Annotated in this window: 20 protein-coding genes and 1 pseudogene; 7 read left to right on the forward strand and 14 right to left on the reverse strand. The window is 69.6% G+C overall.

All coding sequences use genetic code 11. The annotated features are described in order from the left end of the window. Positions 1-182: 182 nt before the first annotated feature. The 3 genes from GWK25_RS00055 to GWK25_RS00065 all read right to left on the reverse strand — a co-directional run bounded on the left by GWK25_RS00055 (position 183) and on the right by GWK25_RS00065 (position 3,562). Positions 183-1,424 (reverse strand): serine hydrolase, encoded by a 1,242-nt coding sequence (locus tag GWK25_RS00055; RefSeq protein ID WP_215447706.1) that lies wholly within the window; start codon positions 1,422-1,424, stop codon positions 183-185. Positions 1,425-1,517: 93 nt separating this feature from the next. After that, positions 1,518-2,339, reverse strand: a complete 822-nt coding sequence (locus GWK25_RS00060; RefSeq protein ID WP_251828623.1) for a response regulator transcription factor — start codon at positions 2,337-2,339, stop codon at positions 1,518-1,520. Further along, on the reverse strand, positions 2,336-3,562 hold the full coding sequence (locus GWK25_RS00065) for a sensor histidine kinase (RefSeq protein ID WP_215447707.1): 1,227 nt from the start codon (positions 3,560-3,562) through the stop codon (positions 2,336-2,338). Before GWK25_RS00065 ends, GWK25_RS00060 begins: the two co-directional genes overlap by 4 nt. 126 nt (positions 3,563-3,688) lie before the next feature. Here GWK25_RS00065 and GWK25_RS00070 point away from each other — a divergent pair, with 126 nt between their 5' ends. The 3 genes from GWK25_RS00070 (at position 3,689) to GWK25_RS00080 (ending at position 6,924) form a co-directional block, all read left to right on the forward strand. Next, positions 3,689-4,087 (forward strand): hypothetical protein, encoded by a 399-nt coding sequence (locus GWK25_RS00070; protein WP_215447708.1) that lies wholly within the window; start codon positions 3,689-3,691, stop codon positions 4,085-4,087. Continuing rightward, the gene (locus tag GWK25_RS00075) at positions 4,084-6,531 is read left to right on the forward strand and encodes a caspase family protein (RefSeq protein WP_215447709.1); all 2,448 of its coding nucleotides are present in this window, start codon (positions 4,084-4,086) and stop codon (positions 6,529-6,531) included. Before GWK25_RS00070 ends, GWK25_RS00075 begins: the two co-directional genes overlap by 4 nt. A 141-nt stretch (positions 6,532-6,672) precedes the next feature. After that, positions 6,673-6,924 carry a hypothetical protein gene (locus tag GWK25_RS00080; RefSeq protein WP_215447710.1) on the forward strand — a complete coding sequence of 84 codons (252 nt, stop codon included), beginning with the start codon at positions 6,673-6,675 and terminating at the stop codon, positions 6,922-6,924. 4 nt (positions 6,925-6,928) lie between these two features. On the opposite strand, the gene GWK25_RS00085 is transcribed toward GWK25_RS00080, so the two are convergent. Next, complete coding sequence (locus GWK25_RS00085; protein WP_215447711.1) at positions 6,929-7,945, reverse strand: LacI family DNA-binding transcriptional regulator; 1,017 nt, start codon at positions 7,943-7,945, stop codon at positions 6,929-6,931. 388 nt (positions 7,946-8,333) lie between these two features. Here GWK25_RS00085 and GWK25_RS00090 point away from each other — a divergent pair, with 388 nt between their 5' ends. Further along, the gene (locus GWK25_RS00090; RefSeq protein WP_215447713.1) at positions 8,334-10,403 is read left to right on the forward strand and encodes a glycoside hydrolase; all 2,070 of its coding nucleotides are present in this window, start codon (positions 8,334-8,336) and stop codon (positions 10,401-10,403) included. Positions 10,404-10,668: 265 nt separating this feature from the next. Next, on the forward strand, positions 10,669-10,983 hold the full coding sequence (locus GWK25_RS44430; RefSeq protein ID WP_215447714.1) for a hypothetical protein: 315 nt from the start codon (positions 10,669-10,671) through the stop codon (positions 10,981-10,983). A gap of 54 nt (positions 10,984-11,037) precedes the next feature. Here GWK25_RS44430 and GWK25_RS44435 read toward each other — a convergent pair. Next, positions 11,038-11,247: pseudogene (locus tag GWK25_RS44435) on the reverse strand (DUF6221 family protein); the annotation flags it as partial. Positions 11,248-11,250: 3 nt separating this feature from the next. Further along, complete coding sequence (locus tag GWK25_RS00100) at positions 11,251-11,772, reverse strand: hypothetical protein (protein WP_215447715.1); 522 nt, start codon at positions 11,770-11,772, stop codon at positions 11,251-11,253. A 192-nt stretch (positions 11,773-11,964) separates the two neighbouring features. On the opposite strand from GWK25_RS00100, the gene GWK25_RS00105 reads away from it, so the two are divergent. Then, positions 11,965-12,729, forward strand: coding sequence for an SUMF1/EgtB/PvdO family nonheme iron enzyme (locus GWK25_RS00105; RefSeq protein WP_251828625.1), 765 nt, complete (start codon positions 11,965-11,967; stop codon positions 12,727-12,729). Between the two features lie 122 nt (positions 12,730-12,851). Here the strand turns inward: GWK25_RS00105 and GWK25_RS44175 are convergent, their stop codons facing one another. The 4 genes from GWK25_RS44175 to GWK25_RS00120 all read right to left on the reverse strand — a co-directional run bounded on the left by GWK25_RS44175 (position 12,852) and on the right by GWK25_RS00120 (position 14,266). Continuing rightward, positions 12,852-12,983, reverse strand: a complete 132-nt coding sequence (locus GWK25_RS44175; RefSeq protein ID WP_286014507.1) for a hypothetical protein — start codon at positions 12,981-12,983, stop codon at positions 12,852-12,854. Between the two features lie 84 nt (positions 12,984-13,067). After that, the gene (locus GWK25_RS00110) at positions 13,068-13,490 is read right to left on the reverse strand and encodes a PIN domain nuclease (protein WP_184906058.1); all 423 of its coding nucleotides are present in this window, start codon (positions 13,488-13,490) and stop codon (positions 13,068-13,070) included. Beyond that, positions 13,487-13,702 carry a type II toxin-antitoxin system VapB family antitoxin gene (locus GWK25_RS00115; protein WP_184906056.1) on the reverse strand — a complete coding sequence of 72 codons (216 nt, stop codon included), beginning with the start codon at positions 13,700-13,702 and terminating at the stop codon, positions 13,487-13,489. Before GWK25_RS00115 ends, GWK25_RS00110 begins: the two co-directional genes overlap by 4 nt. A 237-nt stretch (positions 13,703-13,939) precedes the next feature. Next, positions 13,940-14,266 carry a GYD domain-containing protein gene (locus tag GWK25_RS00120; RefSeq protein WP_215447716.1) on the reverse strand — a complete coding sequence of 109 codons (327 nt, stop codon included), beginning with the start codon at positions 14,264-14,266 and terminating at the stop codon, positions 13,940-13,942. 187 nt (positions 14,267-14,453) lie between these two features. Between GWK25_RS00120 and GWK25_RS00125 the strand changes: the two genes are divergently transcribed. After that, positions 14,454-14,750 (forward strand): hypothetical protein, encoded by a 297-nt coding sequence (locus tag GWK25_RS00125; RefSeq protein ID WP_215447717.1) that lies wholly within the window; start codon positions 14,454-14,456, stop codon positions 14,748-14,750. Positions 14,751-14,837: 87 nt separating this feature from the next. Here the strand turns inward: GWK25_RS00125 and GWK25_RS00130 are convergent, their stop codons facing one another. The 4 genes from GWK25_RS00130 to GWK25_RS00145 all read right to left on the reverse strand — a co-directional run bounded on the left by GWK25_RS00130 (position 14,838) and on the right by GWK25_RS00145 (position 16,872). Next, positions 14,838-15,602, reverse strand: a complete 765-nt coding sequence (locus tag GWK25_RS00130) for a hypothetical protein (RefSeq protein WP_215457096.1) — start codon at positions 15,600-15,602, stop codon at positions 14,838-14,840. 196 nt (positions 15,603-15,798) lie between these two features. Then, a complete protein-coding gene (locus GWK25_RS00135) occupies positions 15,799-16,059 on the reverse strand; it encodes a hypothetical protein (protein ID WP_215447718.1) in 261 nt (86 codons plus the stop codon). Continuing rightward, positions 16,056-16,256, reverse strand: coding sequence for a hypothetical protein (locus GWK25_RS00140; RefSeq protein ID WP_215447719.1), 201 nt, complete (start codon positions 16,254-16,256; stop codon positions 16,056-16,058). Before GWK25_RS00140 ends, GWK25_RS00135 begins: the two co-directional genes overlap by 4 nt. A gap of 364 nt (positions 16,257-16,620) precedes the next feature. Continuing rightward, positions 16,621-16,872 (reverse strand): hypothetical protein, encoded by a 252-nt coding sequence (locus GWK25_RS00145; RefSeq protein WP_215447720.1) that lies wholly within the window; start codon positions 16,870-16,872, stop codon positions 16,621-16,623. Positions 16,873-16,902 lie beyond the last annotated feature (30 nt).

The following is a 16,902-nucleotide window of genomic DNA, read 5'->3' on the forward strand; positions in this document are numbered from 1 at the left end:
GTCGGCGCGCGGATCACGGTCCGAATCCCGGCCCTGGCCCTGGCCCCGGTCCCGACCCCGGGCCCGACCTCTGTTGTCATGGCTCCGACGCATTCGCATGCCGCCGATGCTAGGGGCCGAAGTGATCCGGCGAGCTCAACTAGCCGAATTTCTAGGTCAGTTGTCCTGATCGCGCCCGCCCGCTACGACGGCGTCCCGTACGCCGCCACCATCACGTTCACGGTCACCTTGTTCATGGCGCTGCCCTTCGCGTCGGTGGAGTTGACGCTGTAGACGAGGGTGCGCGAACCGTCCCGCGTGGAGGCGACGGCGCTGTTGTAGCCCCAGCGGCCACCCGTCTTGCCCCACACCTCACGCCCGCCGAGCACCTTGCGCGCCAGCCCGACGGCGTACTCGGCGGGCCTGCCCGTCGTGTGGTCCGTCACCTTCGGCACCGTGAACATCTCCTCCAGCACCGGCCCGCGCGGCACGACCCGCCCCCGGAACAGCGCATTCGTGAACCGCTCCAGATCGGCCGTGGTCGAGACGATGTCCCCGGCCGCCCACCCGTCCGTCACGCCCCACACGGTCACGTCGCGCAGCCCGGTCGTCCCGTCGTCGAGGGTCATCCGTTGGTACCCGTGGTTGTGCGGGCCGACGATGCGCGGATCGGTCCCCGGGAAGTACGTGTCCCGCAGCCCGAGCGGCCGCAGCACATGCCGCGCGACCTGGTCCTCGTACGAGTCCCCCGTCACCCGCTCGATGATCAGCCCGGCGACCGTGTACCCGATGTTGAGGTAGTGCTGCGCGTCGCCCGGCGCGAACTCCGGCTCCTTCGCCGTCGCCGACCGCACCATCTCCTCGGGGTCGTGGATCCGGAAACGGTTCGCGTACGCCCCCTCGACGGTCGTCCACGGGAAGCCGGGCGCCGGGATGCCGTGCGTGTGGTTGAGCAACTGCCGGACGGTGACACCGCCGTACGACGCCGGGATCAGCTCGGGCAGGTAGGAGCGGGCGCTCCGGTCGAGGTCGACCTTCCCCTCGGCGACCAGCCGCAGCACGACGGCGGCCGTGAACACCTTGGTCACCGACCCGGCCCGGAAGCGGGCGTGCGGATCGGCGGCCCGGCCGGTGGTGAGGTCGTGCACGCCCGAACTGCCGCGCCACACGCCCTCGCTTCCCCCGACCCGCACGAGCGCGGCGGTCGCGTCGGCGGAGGGCAGCCCGGCGATGGCGGCCTCCATGGCGGCGGCGAGGTCGGGGTCCGTCCGTGACTCCGACGTGGTGGGGGCGGTGAGGGAGGCCGCCGCGGTGGCGGGCAGGACCGCGGGCCCAGCGGCCACGCCCAGCAGGAGCGCGGCGGCGATCAGCGTGCGCGTGGCGCCCTCCCTGATCTTCGCGTTCCCCGTGCTCCCCGTGTTCTTCGCGCCCTTTGTGCTCGGCATGGTCAACTCCTCGGATGTGGGACGGTGTTGTCGCTGTCGTGACCCTCATCCTCCTGACCGGCGGCTCCGCGCGGATCGCCCGAGCGAGCGGTCTCAGGGGCGCCGTTTCCTCGCCGACACGGGGGAGGACCAGGCCCGGCCGGCTCCCCCGCGCGGGGTACCGGTGGCCTCCGGAAGCGCCGCGTCGCCCGCCACGATCAGCCCCGTCTCGTACGCGCAGATCACCGCCTGGATACGGTCGCGGAGGCCGAGCTTGGCGAGCACGTTCCCGACATGGGTCTTGACCGTGTGATCGCTGACGACCAGTTCGGCGGCGATCTCGGCGTTCGACAGCCCTCGCGCCAGCAGCAACAGGGTCTCGCGCTCCCGCCCGGTCAGTACGTCGAGCCGGGGGCCGGGCCGCCGGGCGCGGAGGACGGAGGGGGCGGGCCGCGTGTACTGCTCGACCAGCCGCCGGGCCACGGACGGCGCGAGCAACGAGTCGCCCCGCGCCACCACCCGCACGGCGTGCACGAGATCGTCCCGCCGGACGTCCTTGAGCAGGAACCCGCTCGCCCCGGCGTGCAGCGCCTCGTAGACGTACTCGTCGGAGTCGAAGGTCGTCAGCATGACCACCCGGCAACCGCCGCGCTCCTCGTCGGTGCCCCGCTCCCCGTCCGCGCGACGCTCGCCCGGTCCTGCCGGGCCGTCCGCACTGATCGCCCGACACGCCTCGATCCCGTCCATCCGTGGCATCCGGATGTCGAGCAGCGCGACGTCGGCCCCGTACCGCCGGACCGCCTCGACGGCCTCCGCCCCGTCGCCCGCCTCCGCGACGACCTCGATGTCCGGCTGCACGCCGAGGATCAACGCGAACCCGCTCCGCACCAGCTCCTGGTCGTCGGCCACGACCACCCGGATCACCTGACCGGTCAACGCCCCTCCTCCGCCGTCACCGTCGCCGTCGCGTCCGGCACCCCGGCCACCACGGGTATCCGCACCCGCACCTCGAACCCGCGCCCACCGGGCCCGGCCCCGACCTCAGCCGTACCGCCGTGCGCGGCGGCCCGCTCCCGCACCCCGACGAGCCCGTGCCCACCGCCCCCGGATCCCGCGCGGGCCCCGACCCCGTCATCACACACCCGGATGAGCAAGTAGCCCTCTCCATAAGCAAGTTGAACATCGACTGTCCGGGCCCTCGCATGCCTGACCGTGTTCGTCAACGCCTCCTGCACGACCCGGAACACGGTCGCCCCGACATCCGCCGCCAGTCCCCGCTCCGCCCCCACCACCTCGTACCGGACCTCGGGCCCACTGCCCCGCACCCGCTCGAACAGCGCGGGCAGCTCCCCGACCCCGGGCTGAGGCGCGCGGGGAGCGAGCCCGGACGCGCACGCCGTGAGCGCGTCTCCGTCGTCCTCACGACCTCCTCCCTCACTGTCGCGCAGGAGGCCGAGCATCCGCCGCAGCTGGACCATGGCGTCCCGCCCGGTCTCGGAGATCGCGTCGAAGGCGGCCTCGGCCCGCTCCGGCGCCGTACGCACTGCCACGGGCCCGGCCTCCGCCTGCACGATCATCAGGCTGACGGCGTGGGAGAGGATGTCGTGCATCTCCCGTGCGATGCGGGCCCGTTCACGGGCGGCGGCCCGCTCGGCCTCGATCCGATGGGCGCGCTGACGGGCGTCGGTGAGCCGCCCGAAGACGTAGGCGGCCGCGAACACGAAGGCGGAGAAGGTGAGTTCACGCGCCGACCGGGTGTTGAGCCAGACCCCCACGGGCACGGCGATCAGCACCAGCACCCCGCAGACCAGCCGCTTCCAGGGCGGCGACAGGACGGCGATCGTGTAGACGATCACGAGCCCGTTGTACGGCAGCGGCTGCCCGGGCCCGTCAACCGCCAGCTTGTAGACCATGCTGGCCAGCAGAATCGCCAGCAGCACGGCGAGCGGAGCCCGCCGCCGCCACACCAGCGGCACCACGGTGAGCGTGGTCAGCCCGTACGCCGCCCACGTGGCCGGCGCCAGCCCTGCCGCCCGAGGCACCACGAACGGCATCGTCATGGCCCCCTGCACCAACAGCGCGACCCCGACATCAACCACCCACGGATACCGCTCCGCGAGCCCCCGCCCCCGTGCCCACCAACCCCGCGTGTCCCCCATGAAGTCCACGGTCCCCCACCGTAACGGCCGCACCCAACTCCCATGAGAACCACGTGACCTGACCTTGTCTCACCCGCCGCAGGGGTCTGGGCCGGGCCCCTCCCCGTACTGCACACTGTCCTGCACGTGATCGGCACAACAGGGTCGGGGGACGACATGCTGGACGTAACGCTGAGACTGCTCACCGACGACACAACCCCCTCCACCGACGGGGACTCCCTCGCCCTCCTCCGCCGGGGCCTCGTCGCCGAACCCGAACTGCGCGGCCGGGTGACCCTGGTGAGCAGGATTCCGGAAGAGGGCGAGATGGGATCCGGTGTCGAACTGCTGGCGATAGCCATCGGCAGCAGCGGCGCCGTGACCGCCCTCGTACGCTCGCTCCCGGCGCTGCTCAAGGCCAGGCGGGCGGCGGCCACGGTCGAGCTGACCCTCCCCGACGGCCGCAACGTCAAGGTCACCGCCGACTCCGCCGACGACGCCCACACCCTCCTCGACGCGGCGCTGCGCGACCACCGCCAGCCGTGACCACCCGACTGCCGGACCCCCGGGGTTCCCGCGCGGTCCTCATCGGCACCTCCCGGTACGACAGCGACCTGCCGGACCTGCTCGCCGTACGCAACAACCTGGAGGTCCTCCAGGAACTGCTGACGTCCGACGCGTCCGGCGGGTTTCCACGCGAGCGCTGCGAGGTCGTCCAGGACGCCCCGGACCCGCGCGCGGTCTGTGCGACGATCCGGGAGGCGGCCATGACCGCCACCGACACCCTGCTGGTGTACTTCTCCGGCCACGGCGTCCTCAACGACGACCTGACCCTCCACCTGGCGCTGACCGGCACGGACGAGAGCGATCTGCGCTGGACGTCCATCCCGTTCGAGGCGATCCGGGAGATCCTCGAAGCGTCACCGTGCCCCAACAAGATCCTGATCCTCGACTGCTGCAACAGCGGCCGGGTCCTGGACACGCTCATGGGCAACGGCCCCGAGCCGCCCGCCACCCTCACCATCCGCGGCACCTACATCCTCACGTCCTCCGCGAACGCCCCCTCCTACGCCCCCGTCGGCGAGCGCTACACCGCCTTCACCGGCGAGTTCATCCGCCTCCTCCGCGACGGCCTCCCCGGCGGCCCCGACCTCCTCACCCTCAGCGCCCTCTACGACCCCCTCACCAAGTCCCTGACCCGCCGCGGCTACCCACAGCCCCGCCAGCAGAGCTCGGACGGGCATGCGCGGTTGGGGTTGGTGCGGAACCGAAGGGCGGTGGCACCTGCCGAAGCGGAGGGTGATGGGGAGGACGAAGGGGAGAGGGCCCGGGGCGGCGAGGTCCGGTTCGGGGCGAGTCGGGTCTTCCACCGCGTCCGCAACTGGAGCATCGGAATCCCCGTGTCCGTGGCCCTGTTCGCGGTCGCGGCCACACACATGCCCAGCGAGAAAGAGCCCTTGATCCTGACCGACCCGAGACATGTGACCGGTTTGCTGGCGCTGCTGGGGTGGATCGCTCTCCTGGCGGCCCTCGGGAGGTGGAATCCGGCGGACTATTCGCTGGTGCTGAGTTCGGACGGTGTCGAGGTCCAGTACAAGAGCGAGCACTTCTCGTACCCGTGGCATCGGATCGGCCGGTGCTGGATACGACAGCGCCCTGCGACCAGGCTGCGCGGCCCCCGGTACGAGCTGATGGTCCGCCCGATGCCCGGCGTCTTCCCTCAGACGGCGAGTTGGAGGAGCGCTGGTCCGCAACAGGACGACACGGAGGGCACCCTGCGCTTCGTGGACCTGCGCAGGCTCGCGACGACACCGGAGGCCGTCGAGAGCGCGCTCGCCGGTTACGCGGGGGAGGCGTGGACCCCCAGCCCGGACCTGGTCGTACGGCGGCCCCGGGTTCCGAAGGGGGAAGAGGTCTTCGCCGTGGATCGCCGGCTCCTCGTCGCCGTGGCGGTGCTGTGCGCGGTCCTGGGCGGCAGGTGGTTCCCCTACGAGGTGTTCACCAGGCCGGCGGAGATCCTCACGATGCCGGTGTCCTTGGCTTTGAGCGCGCTGTTGTTCGGGACAGCCTGGTTCGCGGTGGCGCGTCTGGTGCGGCCGGTACGGCTGGTGGTGGGCGCGGCCGGGCTCACTCTGACCCGGGGCGCTGCGGAGATCGCGTACGCCTGGACCGAGATCGAGAAGGTCGGGGTGGTGTACTGGCCGCGCGGTGCCCGTCACCTGGGCCTGCTGGCGGTCCGCCCCACCGAGATGCAGGAAAGAGCCGGTCCGGCGCACATGCCGGCACGGAAGCTGACTCAGGGCGCCGTGGCCCTGTGTCTGCTCCAGGAAGTGACACACGATCCGCGGCGCCTGGAAGACGCGCTGGCGCGGTTCGCGGACGAGGAGCAGCTCGCCCTGCCGCAGGAGGCCTGGCTGCGGACACCGGGCGCGACCCCGGCACAGCCAGGCTTCGGCCTCACGCTCCGTGGCCTGCAGCCGGCGCGGGTCTCCGCTCTCGTGTGTGTGGCCTTCCTCGCCCCGTTCGCGATCGGCGTGCAAGTGGAGGACGCCTTTCCTCGGGCATCCGACTGGACGACGCTCTCCCGGGATCTGCTCCTGCGCCCACTCCTCGTTTTCGGCCCCCTTGCCTACTTCCTCACTGGCAGGCACCACGTGTCCCTCCACATCAGCTCGTCGGGACTGACCCTCCGAGCCTTCGGCAGCCACCAACTGCACATCCCATGGGGTGACGTGGACCGCATCGGTGTCGTCGCCCGCTTGGACACCGACGAGCACACCCTCGTGCTATGGCCACGCCATGGGGCGACCATCCCCCGGTCGCTGTGGCTGCCCATGCGAAAAAGTCACGGCGGCTTGCGTCTCCTGACCCTGGAAACCCATCGTGTCGAGATCTCCTCCGAAGCCCTCGACCAAGCGATAGCCCGCTACGCCGGCCGCCGTCACACCCACATGGCGCAACTCCGCCAGTCCGCCCGGAAGAAAAACTGAGCGCGGTTGTGAAGAAACGGGGCCGAGCGTTCGCCGATCCTCGCGCACTCACCACCCCGAAGGCATCATGGCGAGGTGGAGGCCGGGGGGCCGTACATGAGATCGCTTTGACCGCCGGTCCATGGCAGGGGAGGGCACATCATGGCCGAACAGAACGAACCGCACAGCGAGCCCCGCAACGAGCCGTACACAGCCATTCTGTTCAAGTTCGTCGTGCTGGTCGGCCTGTTGTACATGCCGGTCCTCGTCTTCCACCTGGGCACATGGTTCCCGTTCGCCGGCGCCAGCGCTTACCTGCTCTGGGAACTCGGCCGCCTCCACCGGGCGTACGGCAAGGTCACCTGTCACGGGGACGAGCAGCGGCGCGAGGGGCCGACGAGGACCGTCACCTGAGCGCTCAGCGGGCGGACCCCGGCGGCGGTGCCGTACTCCGCCGCCGTACGAGCCGCGTCGGAACGAGCGTCGTGCCGTGCCCTTCCGTCTCGTCCCCCTCTCGCCCGCCCTCCCGCATCTTGCGGAGCACCCCCTCCACGCACAGCCGTCCCACCTCCGCGAAGTCCTGGTGGACGGTGGTCAGGGGCGGCAGGAAGGACGCGGCCTCCGGAATGTCGTCGAACCCGACGACACTCACGTCCTCGGGCACCCGCCGCCCCCGCTCGTTCAGCGCCCGCAGCAACCCCAGCGCCATCTGATCGTTCGCGACGAACACGGCCGTACAGTCCGCCTCCTCGGCGATCCGCAACCCGGCCCGGTACCCGGACTCGGCCGACCAGTCGCCGCGCACGAGCGGCGGCGCCTGCGCCACGCCCGCCTCGGCGAGGGTGGCGCGCCACGCGTTCGCCCGCCGCTGTGCCGCGAACGAGTCCTCGGGCCCCGCCAGGTGCCACACGGTCGCGTGTCCCAGCTCCAGCAGATGGCGTACGGCGTCCCGCGCGCCCCCCGCCTGGTCGGTGTCGACGACGGTGTACCGGTCCCCGGCGTCGGAGTCGGCGACCACGACCTGCACCCCGGGCGGCACGGACACGGTCGCAGCGTCCAGCAGATGCACCTCCATGATCACGATCACGGCGTCCACGGCCAGCTCCCCGAGCCGGGAGAACGCCCCGTTCACCTCGTCCTGCGTCGGCACGGCGACGGGCAGCAGCGTGACGGCGTACCCCTCCCGCGCGGCGGACGTGGCGATGGCGTCGAGCGTGCGGATGTTCCCGAGAGTGGAGAGGGAGAAGGTGATCACCCCGAGGGTCCGGAACTCCCCGCGTCGCAGGGCCCGCGCCGCGCTGTTGGGCCGGTACCCCAGCTCCCGCATGGCGTCGAGCACCTGTCGGCGGGTGTCCTCGTTGACGCCGGCGAACCCGTTGGAGACCCGGGAGACGGTCTGGGCGGAGACCCCGGCGACCCGCGCGACATCACCCATGGAGGGCCCTTGGCGGGGCCTGCCACCGCGTCTCCTCGTGCGTCCGTCGGTTGTGTCCACCTTGTTCCCCCGACTCCTCACACGACTCTTGACGACTCCTTGACCACCGAGATTCGGACAGTGTAGACATCCGCCTCAGTGGATGTTTACGTAAACATCCACTGTGACAAACCATACGAGAGCACCGCGAAACGCAGTAAAAAACACAGCGGACCGCAGAGAAAAGCACGACGAACCGCAGAAATAACTCAGCGAACCGCAGCAAGCAGCACCACCGCACCGCGAGAGACCCTCTCGCCAGGCAACCCCCGCACCGCGCTGAACGTCGGCCCCGATCTCCGTGTATGCACCGCCGGGACGCGGCACACGGAAGAGTTGGAGTACTCGAATGGCACACCGCACCCGTACGAGACGGCTCCTCGGAGCCATCGGCATCACGGCCCTGGCCACCGGCACCGCCATGGCCACGACCTCCCTGCCGATGGCGCACGCCGACACGTCGGCCCCCGCCGCCGCGTCCGTGACGGTCAGCCCCGACCCCTCCTACAAGGGCCAGAGCTTCGAGGGCTGGGGCACCAGCCTGGTCTGGTTCGCCAACGCGACCGGCGACTACCCGCCCGCGATACGCGAGAAGCTCGCCAAGCTCCTCTTCGGCGAGGACGGCCTCAACCTCAACATCGCCCGCTACAACATCGGCGGCGGCAACGCCCCCGACGTCAAGGACTACCTGCGGGCCGGCGGCGCGGTCGAGGGCTGGTGGAAGGCCCCGGCGGGCACCACCCGCGAGGACGTCGACTGGTGGAGCGCCGACGACAAGAAGGACTGGAACAAGAACGCCGACGCCACCCAGCGCTGGTGGGTCGACCGCATCAAGAAGGACATCACGCACTGGGAGACCTTCAGCAACTCCCCGCCGTGGTTCATGACGGAGAGCGGCTACGTCTCCGGCGGCTTCGACGCCTCGAAGGACCAGTTGAAGGAGGAGTCGGTCGAGGACTTCGCCGAGTACCTGGTCGGCGCCACCGAGCGCCTGGAGAAGGCGCACGGCATCAAGGTCGACACCCTCGACCCGTTCAACGAGCCCAACACCAACTACTGGGGCACCAAGCTCGGCGCCGACGGCCAGCCGACCGGCGGCCGCCAGGAGGGCGCCCACATGGGCCCCGAGCTGCAGCAGAAGGTCCTCAGGGCGCTCGGCCCGGTCCTGGACGACTCCCGCAGCCGCGCGAAGATCTCCGCGATGGACGAGACGAACCCCGGCACGTTCGCCACGAACTGGAACTCCTACCCCCAGGAGGTCCGTGACCTGGTCGACCAGATGAACGTCCACACCTACGGCACCAGCCAGCGCACCACGGTCCGCGACCTCGCCAAGGGTGCCGACAAGCCGCTGTGGATGAGCGAGGTCGAGGGCGACTGGGGCGACGGCCAGAGCTTCACCGACATGCGCCCCGGCCTGGGCCTCGCCCAGCGCATCGTCGACGACCTGCGCGAACTGGAGCCCCAGGCCTGGGTCTTCTGGCAGCCGGTCGAGGACTACGACAACATGAAGCCGGGCGGTGAGTCGGAGAAGGGCGGCAACTGGGGCTCGATCCAGCTCTCCTTCGCCTGCGGCAAGTCGGACACTCTGAAGACCTGCCCCATCTACACGAACACCAAGTTCGACACGGCCCGCAACTTCACGCACTACATCAAGCCGGGCGACCGTCTGATCAAGACCAACGACGAGTCGAGCACGGCCGCGGTGGCGAAGAAGGGCGACAAGGCGACGGTCGTCCACGTCAACAGCACCACCGAGTCCCGGGCGGTGACGGTCGACCTCTCGAAGTTCGGCAAGGTCTCCAAGAAGGCGACGATCACTCCGGTGGTCACGGACGCGGCCGGCAAGCTGATCCGCAAGAAGGCGGTCAAGGTCACCGGCAAGCAGGCGACGATCACGGTCCCGGCCCAGTCCGTGACCTCCTTCCTGGTCAACGGTGTCTCGGGGGTGGCGACCGCCAAGGCCGAACTCCAGGACAACCACAGCTACACCCTGACGGGCGTCCAGAGCGGCAAGAACCTGGCCGTGGGCCCCGACGGCAAGAGCCTGGTCATCAAGACGCCGAGCACGGCGGCCGGCAACGCCCAGCAGTGGACCCTGGACCGTATCGGCAAGGGCGCGACCGACAACCGCACGCGCTACGCCCTGACGGAGCCGACCTCGAAGAAGCGACTGGCCATCCGCTTCGACTCCCTGGTGGCGGAGCGCGACACGGCCACGCGTGACGAGGCCGCCCAGTGGATCCTGTCCTCGACGGGCAACGGCACCTGGACCCTGGTGAACGTGGCCACGGGCCAACTCCCGGACGTCCACGGCCAGTCGACGAACGACGGCGCGGGCGTAGGGGTCTGGACCCCGAACTCGGGCCTGAACCAGCGCTGGAAGCTGACGGACGTGACACCGGCCCCGGCTTCATAGCCCCAGCTCCCGCCGAGAAAGCCCCAGGTCACGAAATCGACCTGGGGCTTTCTCATGCCTCGCGCCTTTCGGTGTTCACCGCGTCAACCGGCGAACTCGCGCCACACGAAGGGCTTATGTCGGAACGATGACGCAACCCGAATTGTTCCATTGCCGTCGTATGGGAGAAATCGGCAGATCGGCCCTTTCGGGAGGTGGTGTCTTCGTGCAGATTCTTGACGGTGTTCGCGCAACGTCACGGGTCATGCGCAGGAGCAGGGGACCCGTGATCGGTATCGCGGTGATTCTCCTGCTCGCCCGCATGGAGGACGAGATCGTGGAAGAGCACTATTTCTGGCTCCTTCAGGGTGCGCTCCTCTTCCTGCTGCTGCTCTGCTTCGTCGTGCCCTGGTTGGGCAGGAAGCTCGTGCGCGAGTCCGCCGAGGAGGAGCGAGCGAAATCGCGGGGAACCATCTCTCCGGACATCGAAGAGGAAATCCGTGAGGAAGGACGTCAGGAGGAGCGGGCCAAGGTCCGCGCGGATCTCCCCAAGCAGGTGGCACGGGCGGTCGACGAGGCGCTGCAGCGCAAGGACGACTGACGGGGCCCCCTCGGCAGGGCTGAGCGCATGCCGCTCCAACACCCGCCGCTTGGCCTTGACTTCCCGCAGGACACGTACGGGGTCGTGCAGGGCCACGTGCTGGGCGAGCGCGGGCGGAAGACCATCAAACCCCACCAGACCGACGTCAACTCGTCCCCCACGAGCAACCCACTCCCCACACCCCTCGACCTGCCCGTAACGACGAGCCGAGTCGCCGTCCTCATCCAGCCGGGCGTGCAGGAACACCACCAACTCGTCGCTCATGACTCATCCTCGCCGAGAGCCTCGTTCGTCGAGGCTGGTCGCCAGGGGGACGAACGGCAGCTCGGAAATGCCGAGTTCCCGGCGCATGGCGGCCGCTGTGGCCTGGGTGGCCTTGTAGTAGGTGTGCTGCGCGGTCTGGAAGGCCCCGTCGGTGACGTGCGCGCCGTCGGCGAGGAGGTCACGTAGCGCCCGGACGGTGCGGAACGCGTCGACACCCAACTCCACCACCCGCGGCGGAGCGAGCATCGTCAGCCCGAAGCGCTGCTCGAACAGCCCGGACTCGGAAAACGCCGCGCGAACCGCCCGCCTACGCTCTTCGGGGGAGTCGTAGCGCGCCTCGGCGGCAAAACGCATGCCCTCGGTCGCGCGAGCCAAGTGAGCAAGGTAGGCCACGAAGGCCTCCCGTAACACGGCCTGCGCATCGGCCTGCTGTGCCCGTTTCCAACGATCCCGATCCACGACGAACGTGGCGACAATGCCGGCCAGTGCACCGGCTATGGCACTCAGAGGTGCGGTCCAGTCCATGGGAGGAACTGTATTGAGCTCAGAACGGGCCCAGCCCACAGGAGCGAGGGGCAAGGCAACGGCCCCCTTCTGGCGAGACCTTCTCTGATCCCCGCTGCACGCGAGCAGGACCGGGCTTCCGCCCTTGTCGTGGGGAAACGCCCTCCAGGCTCCCTGCGTCATCGGGATGCCCGGCTGCTAGCGTCCGCATCCATGTGGGCTCAAGAGATCGTGGCAGGCCGACCAGCCTGGCGGCACACCCACTCCGGAGTGGTCTTCCGGGAGGTTCCCGGCGGAACGTTCCGGATGGGCCTGTCCGACGCGGAACTGGACGCGGTGCGTGCCATCGAGCGGACCGGGGGCGCGGAGGACGACCTCGAAGCGTTCTACGCCGAGGCCGGCCAAGCCCGGCCGGTGCGAGAAGTACGGGTCGAGCCGTTCCTGATTGCCCGGCATCCGCTCACGGTGGCGCAAGTACGGCACTGGCTGCCCGAATACGAGGACAGCCTCGCCGACTCGACCTCGACCACGGCCCGGTTGCAGGACGACTTGGACGACCTGCTGGGCAAGTTGCCGTTCCGGCTGCCGAGCGAGGCGGAGTGGGAGTACGCGGCCCGGGCGGGCACGACCACCCTGACCTTCCGCGGGGACGCGAAGCCGGACGAGGACCAGGTACTGGACGACTTCGCCGACGAGGAGCGCACCGCCGCGGCCGAGAACGCCTTCGGCCTGGCGGCGATGGGGTCGGCGAGCGAACTCTGCGCCGACGTGTGGATCCCGCACTTCATGGCCGCGCCGCTGGACGCACGCCCCCGCACGGGCGACGGACTACGAGTGGTCCGAGGAGGAGCCGGCGACCTCTATCCCTGGCAGGGCTGCGACGAATGGCTGCTCCTGCTCTCCGCCACCCGCGACGAACTCCAGGACTTCACCGCGATCCGCCCGGTGGAAGCGGTGCCCACCGGTCGGGAGACGTGATCAGCTCGGATGGGAGACGAGGCGCGTCCCCCGGCCGGGAGCGGAGACGGCGGCCCTGCTGCCAGAGGGGACGGCTGAGTCGCGGGCGATGACCGCCATGCGTCCCGCCCAGTCCGGCTGACCTACAGGTCCACCCGGGTTTCGCTGTCGCCGTGCCTGAGAATGACGTGCGCCGGCCTGAACGGCAGACTGCGCAAAGTCGGCTCCACGATCTCGAACGGCGCACCGGCATCCGGCCCGTAGACGTACACCACGGCCTCGCCCCCTCCGAACTCGTCGCCGTTACGACATGCTCTTCCGCCCCGGCACCTGTAAGGAGGGGCTGCGACCGCGCCCGCCTATTTGCCGCTCTCCGGGCCGTACCACTGGAGGGCCTGGCCGGTCACTGCCGCGATGCAGGCGAAGTCGTGGTCGCGGTGCAAGAGGGTGAGCCCTTGCAGCTCGGCCGTCGCGGCGACGACGAGGTCCACCGGACCTGCGCTCCTGTGCTTTCCCTGTTTGGTGAGAGCTTCCTGGACCTGCCAGGCACGGTCGTAGGCGCGATCGTCGACGGGAACCCAACCGAAGATCAGCCGCATGTCCTCGATGCCGCGTGCCCTGTCGGCAGCCGACCGCGCGCTGTAGAAGAACTCGAGCTCGGTGATCGAACAGGTGGCGATGAGTCCGGCGGCTGCCGCCTGGTCCCAGCCGTACTGCTCGGCGTCCTCACGCATGAACCGAGCGAGTGCGCTGGTGTCGATCAGGAACTGGGCCGCGTTCACCGGCGGTAGTTCCCCTTGTTCTCGAACAGTTCCAGGTCGAATGCGCCGTCCCCGGCCGCCGACCGCAGCCGGGCGAGCGCCAGGGCGCGACGCCGATTCTCCAGCACCTCGCGAAGAGCGGTGTTGACCGTCTCCTTCTTGGTGCTCGTCCCGAGGGCTTTGGCCACGTCCGCGACCAGGTCGTCGTCCAGGTCGATAACCGTTCGGCTCACGAGTGCCTCCCTGATATCAAAGATGGAGGCAAGTATATCTCCTGTGATGCCCATCGCTGCGCGCGCGGGCATTCGTCCTGGCCGCCGAGCCAAGTTGCGGGAGATGACCGCCATGGATCCCCTCGCGCCCGCCCTTGCATCGTTGGCTGTCGACACCCTCTGGTTCCTTGAGAGCTGCGACGACGACGAAGTCGATCTCGATTCCTTGAAGCCGGCGGGTGCCGGCCGTCCGGACCGCTACGCGCCGGGAGCCCGGTACTGGACCTGCCCGGCCTTGCGCAGGGCGTCCATGGTTTCGTCGACGGTCAGGAGAACGGTCGTCTCGAACGAGCTGAGTGCGCCGCCTCCGCTGATCGCCAGGGCGACCGCGGCCATGGAGACGTTGTCGGGGGCCTCCCACAGGTTGTAACCGTCGCGGGTGCCGAACGCGTACCAGAAGCCGTGGAGCTTGCCGCCGACGGACTCGATGTACGACTGAGCGGCCCTCGCGCGGTCCTCGGGGTGGCCGATGAGCCTCGCCCAGGTCTCCGGCGTGTAGCTGAACCTCGATAGATAGAGCGGCATCATGTCTCCCTTTCGTCCCAGGAAGGGATGCCCCCGCAGGACGGGACACGTCTCCGCGGCCGCCCGCGTATCCCCCGAACGGCCGGGATGACGACCGGCATGGCCACTGCCGGTGAGCGACCCACCGCAGCAGGCGTTGTCACGCAGAACACTCAAGGGTTCCCGGGGGTGGGATACAGTCCGCGCCGTGGACATACCCGGCTGGTTCGTCTGGCTCGCTCTCGGTCTGGCCCTCTTGCAGGCCCTCGGCCTCGTTCCCGTCATCCGCCGACTGCGCGGCTCCGACTCGGCGGTGCGTTTCGAGGCGCGCCTCGACCTGCTGGACGTCGTCGCCTCCCTGCTGCTCATCGGCGGCCTGGTGCTGAGTCTCGCGGTGGCTGAATCCTGGTTCTGGCTCACCTGCGCCGGCTTCGTGCTCATGACCGCCGTGTACGCCGTGAAGGGGGTCCGCCGGCTACGCGCTCGCCGACGTCACACTGCCTGACCCAGCGGATCGCTCCTCGTCAGCCTCGACGGACCCGACGCCGTCACCGCCGGCTCGGACCCCATCAGCCCGTCGGCACCGCGGACATCACTTCACGACGACGGTGTCCCCGGACGATGTCGACGTTCCGGTGGCGGTGTTGCCGTAGTACACCCAGCGCCACGTGCCCGTCCTGGCGGCCTTCACGGTCGTCCGAAGACCCCCCGAGCTGTTGGCGCGCACCTTCTTCACCGTGGTGTAGGAGGCGGCGCCGGCGGGCTTGAACTGCAGGGTCACCAGGCGGCCTCCGTAGGAGGCGTACTTCCTGGTCTCCCAGTTGGCCCGCGTCACCTTTCCGGTCACGGTGATGGTTTTGTCCTTGGCCACCGGTTCGGGCGAGGCGTTCACGGTCAGGCGGGAGTCGCGCTTGACGTGGACCGTCAGATTCTTGTCGTCGGTGTCACCACCGCCGCCCTCGAAGTGCACCTCGGCCCCGACCTTCCAGGCCCCGGCCTCGCTGTTACGCATGTCCCACACGCTCGGGTCGAAGTACATCGTCTCGTTGAAGTCGCAGACGCCCGCGCTCACCTTGACGCAGTCGCTCGTCTCGACGGCGTGCCACAGCCGGTCATCCGCACCACTCCGGTACAGGAACACCGCCGGCCACTTCCACTTGCGCGTGGTCGCCATCCGGAAGGAGGCGGGCACCGCCACCTCCTTCGATGCTCCGATCACAATCGGCTTGCCGCCGTTCACCTGGACACGGGTGAACGAGACCCCACCCTCGGCAGCTCCCGCCGGCGCCGCAGCCACGGCCGTGAACACCGCCGCCGCACCAGCGGCCACGACGACTCTCCAGAACTGCTTCCCCACCTGATCCCCCATCTCGTCACGGAAAGGCACCGAAGGTTCATCCTCCCAGCGCCTTACAGACGGTCGGCATCCGCACGGGGTTGTACACCCGAGGATCACAATGAGGCATCGGACAATCCGGGACCGTGCCTCCCGGTCGGGCCCGGCAGGAGGCCGATCGGGAGGGGGTCTCATGAGCCCGGCCGTGCTGCGCGACCTACGCCCGCCCGATGATGTGCGCCGCCCCGGGCGAGGCCTGAACCGACTGGCGGCAGTCGGGCGCGGCCGGAGGCGACGGCTCACCGTCGAGCGCGCGGCACAGTGCGGCGTGCAGATGCTCGGCCTCGGCGAGGGTGAGGACCAGCTCGGTGTCCGTCGCGTGTCCGTCCTTCAGGGAGAGACGAAGGGGTACGGCCAGGCGGTTGACGTCGGTCCGGCGTACGGGGCGGCCGGGTGCGCGTTCGATGGTCCAGCTCATGAGGTCGTGGCCTTTCCGATGCGCGCGAGGCGGTACGTCCCCCACAACCGGCGCCCGTCCTCGCAGCCGTCCTGGGCCTTGGGCGCGCCCTTGCAGTCGGCGGCGCACTTGCGGGTGTGCTCGAACCAGAGGCGGTAGGCGCGGAGCATGGGCAGTTCCGTGCGGGGTGCGGCGGCTGCGTGCTGTTGGTCGGGCATCAGTACGCCTCCGTCAACTGGTACGCGTACCGCCTGCGCTGGCGCATCTCCGGGGGCAGGAGGTAGGCGCCTACGAGGGTGCTGTTGATGTCGTCGGTGGTGATGGGTGGCACTTCTGTGTGAGGTCGTGACCGCGAGCCGCCGTGAGCACGGGCACTTGCCAGAAAGTTGGCCCACATCTCCGGCGCCGGGTGGCGCGTCGACAAGCTCGACTCCGGATCCGAGTCGTGGCGAGGGCACATGGGCAGGCGATTGTCGTCGGATCCAGGTAGCCCAGAGAATGCTGTGCGGACCCGAGCAACCGCGCGTGATACAAGGTGCATTGTCGATCTCCCAGTTGGGTCGGCCATGCCCCGGGGCCGTATCAGCGGTCGCCCGGGTTTTCTTCGGCCTCATGGATGACGAGCGCCCAGAGGCAGTCACTTTCGCCGGTGCGTCGATGCCCATACGCGTCGGCGTCGGCGATAGCGGCCAGGACGGCACTGCGGGAGGCCTCGCTCAGGTTCCGTGGCAGGTTCACTTCCAGTCGGACACCGGCGGGGGCCTTTCCGTGTCGCACCTCGGCTCCTGTGGCCTCGGCCAGTCGTACGGCAATGCTTTCGGCCTTCGAGCACACGGGTCTCCCCAGTAAGTGAGTGGTCACATA

Source organism: Streptomyces sp. ATCC 21386 (assembly GCF_018728545.1).
Lineage (GTDB): Bacteria > Actinomycetota > Actinomycetes > Streptomycetales > Streptomycetaceae > Streptomyces.

Bases quoted from the DNA above. Each gene is read 5' to 3' on its own strand.
- GWK25_RS00055 (WP_215447706.1), bottom strand. From the start codon at position 1,424: ATGCCGAGCACAAAGGGCGCGAAGAACACGGGGAGCACGGGGAACGCG.
- GWK25_RS00065 (WP_215447707.1), bottom strand. From the start codon at position 3,562: ATGGGGGACACGCGGGGTTGGTGGGCACGGGGGCGGGGGCTCGCGGAG.
- GWK25_RS00080 (WP_215447710.1), top strand. From the start codon at position 6,673: ATGGCCGAACAGAACGAACCGCACAGCGAGCCCCGCAACGAGCCGTAC.
- GWK25_RS00085 (WP_215447711.1), bottom strand. From the start codon at position 7,945: ATGGGTGATGTCGCGCGGGTCGCCGGGGTCTCCGCCCAGACCGTCTCC.
- GWK25_RS00090 (WP_215447713.1), top strand. From the start codon at position 8,334: ATGGCACACCGCACCCGTACGAGACGGCTCCTCGGAGCCATCGGCATC.
- GWK25_RS00100 (WP_215447715.1), bottom strand. From the start codon at position 11,772: ATGGACTGGACCGCACCTCTGAGTGCCATAGCCGGTGCACTGGCCGGC.
- GWK25_RS00105 (WP_251828625.1), top strand. From the start codon at position 11,965: ATGTGGGCTCAAGAGATCGTGGCAGGCCGACCAGCCTGGCGGCACACC.
- GWK25_RS00120 (WP_215447716.1), bottom strand. From the start codon at position 14,266: ATGCCGCTCTATCTATCGAGGTTCAGCTACACGCCGGAGACCTGGGCG.
- GWK25_RS00135 (WP_215447718.1), bottom strand. From the start codon at position 16,059: ATGAGCTGGACCATCGAACGCGCACCCGGCCGCCCCGTACGCCGGACC.
- GWK25_RS00140 (WP_215447719.1), bottom strand. From the start codon at position 16,256: ATGCCCGACCAACAGCACGCAGCCGCCGCACCCCGCACGGAACTGCCC.